Genomic DNA, 2,717 nt, shown 5'->3' with positions numbered 1-2,717 from the left:
TCCCTCGCTATCAACGACAGGGGATTGCATCAGAGGCCGTAACCGCTGCCCTATCGAGTGTTCTGGCAACATTTCAGATAACGCGAGTCGACGCGCAGATCGACACTCGCAACGCGGCATCGATCGCACTAGTGGAGTCTCTGGGATTTATCCGCACCCGCCTGGTCGAACATGCAGACGAGTTCAAAGGTGCCGTAAGCGATGAGTATCATTACTCGTTCGACGCGTCTCGCGTGCGCTAACGGCTGGATGGGGCGTGACGGCCGGCCGATCGCCGAGTAAGCGGCGCGTTCACGCTGCGCTCACGTTCTCACGCACTGGCCGCCGCGCTGCGACTCTCGCTTGAACCACGCCTTCCTGCAGCATGAATCAGCGCGCTGCCGCACCGTCCGACGCCGGCGCCGTCAGCACCTGAGTGACCAGCGCCGGATCGTGCGCAATCGCTTCTTCGCTAAACGGTACCCGCATCCAGTGTTTGCTCGCATATTCGCGAGTCCCGTCGGCGTAATGCGGCGAAGCGGGATCGTCCGATTCCGATGACGCGAGCAGCGTATCGGCCAGAACCTCGCCCTGCTCGAACCGCACCACCTGCAGGTAGCTGTTGCCGTTTGGATTTGCGTTCATCGAGTCGCCACGGGCATCGAACGGATGCTGCGCACAAGCCGCCGTGAAGTAGCCTTCCGGGTCGCAGCCGCCAAAGAGCGGAATGCGCTCATCGTTGCGCTGCACGTAGAGCGCCGCGCTGCGCGGTGCATTGATGGCAATGCCGGCGTTGTGCATATCGGCGAGTGCGGCTTGCATTGTCGTCGCGAGTTTTGCATGGTCCACCGCGATGCCGGCCGGTGTGGTCAACGGTTGCTTAGGATCGAACGGCACGGCGTACAACGGCGCCGCCGGAATATCCCGGAGATGCTCCCAGAAAACGTTCCACAACGTTGCGCCGCGGGCGTCGGCATCGGCGGTATCGTCCCATGCCGCGAGGACGGCGCATGCCTGCTGCAGATCGTTTGCGTCGCCTGTCACGCACAGACGGTCGAGCACCGGTTGCTTGAAAAGGATTGCCGACATCGAGCGGCTGTCCAGCGCCGCGCGTTGCAAAGCGGCCGGTGATACGCCAGCTGGATCGGCCTGCAACTGTGCGGCAATCATGTGGCCGAGGCGGGTACGCAGAGACTGCGCCGCATCGATTGGGCCAATTACCCGCGCGTAGCCGGTCAGGGGCTCAGCCGGATTAGTGAGCCAGAAGCTGCCGTTGAAATTGCCGACATAGTCGCGCCGCAACAGGCTCGGCATCTGCGCGACCGGCATCGCGCCAGGCTGTGCAGCACTGCGGTCGACCTGCCAGTCGCAATCGCTGCGTGTGCCGTCGAGCACGGGCACGCCCGGAATCGAGTGGGCGAACGCCTTGCCGACGGGGGGTGTGCAGCGCTCCACGAGACTATCGGGAGCATTCGGGATGGCGCCGATGTCCGCGTACCAGACGCGCGGATCGCCGCGACCAATGGCAAGCGTATTGACCCAAGGCACCGCCGCATTCCGCTTCTGGATGCGGATGAAGTCGTCGAGCGAGCGCGCCTGATTCCAGTCAAGGAAGTTTTCGAAGACGCGGAAGTTGTCCGCGTCGATGTCGCGCAGGGCGAACGCCTGTTGCGTGTTCCATACGAGTGCCGGCGACATCGAACTCAGGTTGAGCATTGGCCCAAACCGCGAACGGTAGAGTGTCCGCGTGACTGGCCGCACCGTGCCGTCGTCCGAACGGACGTCAACGGTGACGCGGGTCGGTGTCATCGCTTCCACCTGTCCGTCGTACCGATACGACGTCGTCGAGCCCGGCACCAGGCTTAACTGAAACAGCCCGAACCGCGACGCGGTGGACACCGTGTGTGTCCACGCAACGTCCCGGTTGAAACCGATCTCGATCACCGGCGAACCGAGAAACGACACACCGCTGACATCGAGTTTCCCAGGGATGGTCAGTTGTGCCTGGTAGAAACGGGCTGGTCCGCTCCAGAACCAGTGCGGATTTCCGAACAGGATAGCGCTGCCATTGTGAGTGGCGTCGGCACCGAACGCGAGGCCATTACTGCCCACGCCAGCGTGGCCGCCGAAATCCATGAGCGGAGCGGTGGACGCCAGGCTCTGCGAATCCGGCGAGCCTTGCGACGAAGTCGCGGATGCCATCGGCTTCGTTCCGCCGGCCGTAGCGCCTGGCGGCTGCGCTGTCGCAATCGCAGACACAAAACGGCCTGCGCCGCCTGCTAGGTTAGCCGTATACAGACGCCGGTAAACATCCGCCGTGCTGATCTTGCCGACCCACGGCGTCGAGCGGCAGGCCGTATGCGCTCCAGCGAATTCGCCCTTGGCAAGCTCGTCCACATAGCGGTTGTAGCCACTCGCGAACCCGTCCACCAGCGCGCGCATTTCCGGCGTCTGGCTGTTGCGGTAGCGTGCTACCGCTGCGCCGTCGTCGATGAAGCGGAAGAAAAAATCGGCGTCGAGATTGGATGGCTGGCCGAACGTGTCATCGTTAGACGGCCGCGCCTTAGCGCCGAAGTAGCGCGAGCGCTCGCCCCGATAGGTGACGAAGGCGTCGGCCATCGTGCACAGATTGTCCTGGGCCTGCACATAGCCATATCCGTAGCCGAGGCTGCCCCAGTCGTCCGCTTTCACATGCGGAATGCCGAGGGCAGTGCGGCGAATCTCGACCTGATATGCCG

General features: G+C 63.4%; 2 protein-coding genes. One reads left to right on the top strand and one right to left on the bottom strand.

The annotated features are described in order from the left end of the window. Positions 1 to 242 (top strand): GNAT family protein (locus tag M0954_RS08050; RefSeq protein ID WP_297352552.1); only part of this gene is annotated, 242 nt, incomplete at its 5' end. A gap of 127 nt (positions 243 to 369) precedes the next feature. Here the strand turns inward: M0954_RS08050 and M0954_RS08045 are convergent. Further along, positions 370 to 2,717, bottom strand: a 2,348-nt coding sequence (locus M0954_RS08045) for a penicillin acylase family protein (RefSeq protein ID WP_297352550.1), incomplete at its 5' end; no start/stop codon positions are given.

The sequence above is a fragment of the Paraburkholderia sp. genome (assembly GCF_026225065.1).
Classification (GTDB): domain Bacteria; phylum Pseudomonadota; class Gammaproteobacteria; order Burkholderiales; family Burkholderiaceae; genus Paraburkholderia.
Note: the sequence above shows the minus strand (reverse complement) of the source record. Positions and strands in the feature narration are given on the sequence as shown.